Consider the following 2,911-nt stretch of genomic DNA (forward strand, 5'->3'; position numbering starts at 1 on the left):
CCAGTTCCACGACTTCAACCCCGCCGAACGCCACCTCGCCGAAGCCCTGCGCACCCTGCGCCTCATCCACTACGCCGCCTGGATCGCCCAACGCTGGCACGACCCCGCCTTCCCCCACGCCTTCAGCTGGTTCGACAGCCCCCGCTACTGGCAAGACCACATCCTCAACCTGCGCGAACAGATCGCATTGATGGACGAGCCGCCGCTGGTGTAGGCGGGGTAGCGCTGGCGGAGCCAAGCATGTTGGGTTTCAAGACTTGATCCCGGATGACTGTTGGCTGGCGCGCCACCCGAAGGGGATGCAGGAATCCCTTGTGGGTGGCGCTTGCCGTTTACGGGGCGGTCGGGTTTAATCTCTGTGGATATCTCGAGTGGAATGCGAGCGGGCTGGCGTCGGGGCCTTTTTTGGGCTTCTGTTGAGTGTTTCGGCAAGCGGGTGAAAGCGAGGAGAGGTGACGTGCTAAAAGTGTTATCCGACGCTCTGACGACAGGCACGGCGAACCGGCTTAATAAATTCAATGGCTTACAAAGAAAGACCGGACTATCCGCCTGTCGCATAAATCGTGTACACGCCGTTTTGTCGTCTACTTAACAGTTGGGCCTCTCCATATGAACCGTCGAACATTCGCTGTCCTTCCTCTCCTTGCGCTTTATCGCAACGCCATGGCGACCACAAATCAGAACGAAGCACTTTCGGACTTGGCCTTAATGTTCTTTCAGGAGAGAAGCACTCCAACCTATGGGGCTCATTACCTCAACCCACTAAAGCTCGACTTTTCGTTGGCGAGTCTGAAGCACGTTGACGAGTACCTTGAGAGGATTCGCAAAGAGCCCGAAGTTGAAAAAACGTGGAACCGCGTGGTCTTGCGAACCGGCGCCTACATAGGCGAAGTCATTCGCAGGAACAGCAAATCCGTTCTGTGGCAGTGGATCGGGCACGACGATGCGGCACTCATCGCTCCTAAGCTTTTCGATGGCATGCCAAAGACCATAGCTACGGCGTCAGTCCTGCATGATGGAAAGGCAGGTCTGACCTTTCCACTCGGCAAGGTCGAGAAATATCTGGAGAACGGAAGCGAAGACAGCGTGCACTTCTATGCAGAAGTAATGATTGACCGAAGCAATTAAGCCTCATGCAGCCCCAGTTATTCAACATCGCCTCTTCGCTTAAAAAATAAAAAATAGGGGACAGACCACGGTTTTTCTCACGCGCTCCAAGAGCGACGTGCCTTCGACAAAAACCGTGGTCTGTCCCCTATTTTTTAGACTTGCGTGCCAGCTACTCCGGCTTTGAAGCCAACACCAGCGGCCTGACGATTGGCGCAGACGCCCGACTGAGCAACGAGTGGATAGCAGGTGGCGCCTTTAGCTACGGTCACACCGACTTAAGCCAGCAGGACTACCGCAACGGAGACAGCAGTGATATCGACACTTACCAGTTCACTGCCTATGCCGGCCGCGACTTTGGCGCGTGGTATGTCGACGGCATGCTCGGCTATGCCCAGCAACAATACGAAACCAAACGTGACACTTCGGTGGCTGGTGTAGCGAAAGGCAACTTTGACGGTGCTCAACTGCTGGCCAAAGTCGAGGCCGGTTACCCCATTGCCCTGGGTCGGCAGCTGACCCTCACCCCGCTTGCGGGCTTAGAGTGGAGTCGTCTAACGCTGGACAGCTACACCGAACAAGGGGCTGGCGCCCTGTCTCTCCGAGTAAAAGGTGAGCATGCACTGCGCACTGCCAGCCACCTTGGCGCGCGCCTGGAAATGGCCATTGATATGGATAATGGGGCGACGCTGTATCCGTCCGCACACGCACGCTGGGTACATCAATTTGACCGTGACGGTACCGATACGACAGCGGCTTTCATCGGCGGCGGTAGCAGTTTCGTCACGCCAGGGCAAAAGCTGGCTGCCGATAGCTACCTTTTTGGTGTTGGCCTCATCTATCAACAAGCCAACGGCCGCGCTATTGGCCTACAGCTTGATACCGAGCAAGCCACTGCCCGCAGCAGCTATGCAGGGACTGTTACGGTGCAGTGGTTGTTCTAAGTAAAAAGACCACGGTTTTTCTCCGCGCGCCAAGAGCGACGTGCCTTCGACAAAAACCGTGGTCTGTCCCCTATTTTTCGCCTCTGCGCACCCTGCGCCTCATCCACTACGCCGCCTGGATCGCCCAACGCTGGCACGACCCCGCCTTCCCCCACGCCTTCAGCTGGTTCGACAGCCCGCGATACTGGCAAGACCACATCCTGAATCTGCGCGAACAGATCGCATTGATGGACGAGCCGCCGCTGATTCAGGCGGGGTAACGCTGGTCGGGTCAGACATGCTGGGTTTCAAGACCTGATCCCGGATGACTGTTGGCTGGTGCGCCACCCTAAGGGGATGTAGGCATCCCTTGTGGGTGGCGCTTGCCGTTTACGGGGCGGTCGGGTTTAATCTCTGTGGATATCTGGCGGGGGTGTGGACGGGCTGGCGTCGGCTTTTTTGCGGCCCGTGTTGAGCGTTTCGGCAAGCTGGCAAAAGCGAGGAGAAGTGACGTGCTAAAAGTCTTATCCGACATTGCGACGGCAACATCAGCATCGGGGTCACCGTCGGGGTCAGGTCTTGAAATGCAATAAATGTCGTAATTCAAGACCTGACCCCGTAGGCTCTGCGTCGACTTCGACGACGCCCGCAGCGGCCCCGCCATGCAAGACCTGTGGATGCTGCTCTCCGGCGAGCCCGACCAGCAGCGCCGGCAGTTCGACGTCGTGCTCGAAGGCTACCGCCAGTTCCACGACTTCAACCCCGCCGAACGCCACCTCGCCGAAGCCCTGCGCACCCTGCGCCTCATCCACTACGCCGCCTGGATCGCCCAACGCTGGCACGACCCCGCCTTCCCCCACGCCTTCAGCTGGTTCGACAGC

Annotated in this window: 3 protein-coding genes and 2 pseudogenes; all 5 read left to right on the top strand. The window is 58.0% G+C overall.

Annotated elements, in window-relative coordinates; genetic code table 11:
* Positions 1-214: pseudogene (locus FHP89_RS20060) on the top strand (hypothetical protein); the annotation flags it as partial.
* A 395-nt stretch (positions 215-609) separates the two neighbouring features.
* Entirely contained in the window at positions 610-1,128 is a 519-nt protein-coding gene (locus FHP89_RS20065; protein WP_144180207.1) for a hypothetical protein, read from the top strand.
* 140 nt (positions 1,129-1,268) lie between these two features.
* Complete coding sequence (locus FHP89_RS20070) at positions 1,269-2,051, top strand: autotransporter outer membrane beta-barrel domain-containing protein (protein WP_186300432.1); 783 nt, start codon at positions 1,269-1,271, stop codon at positions 2,049-2,051.
* Positions 2,039-2,311 (top strand): hypothetical protein, encoded by a 273-nt coding sequence (locus FHP89_RS21390; protein ID WP_391525991.1) that lies wholly within the window; start codon positions 2,039-2,041, stop codon positions 2,309-2,311. The genes FHP89_RS20070 and FHP89_RS21390 overlap by 13 nt, the downstream gene beginning before the upstream one ends.
* Before the next feature lie 351 nt (positions 2,312-2,662).
* Positions 2,663-2,911 (top strand): annotated as a pseudogene (locus FHP89_RS20080) (stress response kinase A); the annotation flags it as partial.

This window comes from Denitromonas ohlonensis (assembly GCF_007625205.1).
Classification (GTDB): Bacteria; Pseudomonadota; Gammaproteobacteria; order Burkholderiales; family Rhodocyclaceae; genus Nitrogeniibacter; species Nitrogeniibacter ohlonensis.

Coding starts and splice junctions, on each gene's coding strand:
- FHP89_RS20065 (WP_144180207.1), top strand. CDS start 610: ATGAACCGTCGAACATTCGCTGTCCTTCCTCTCCTTGCGCTTTATCGC.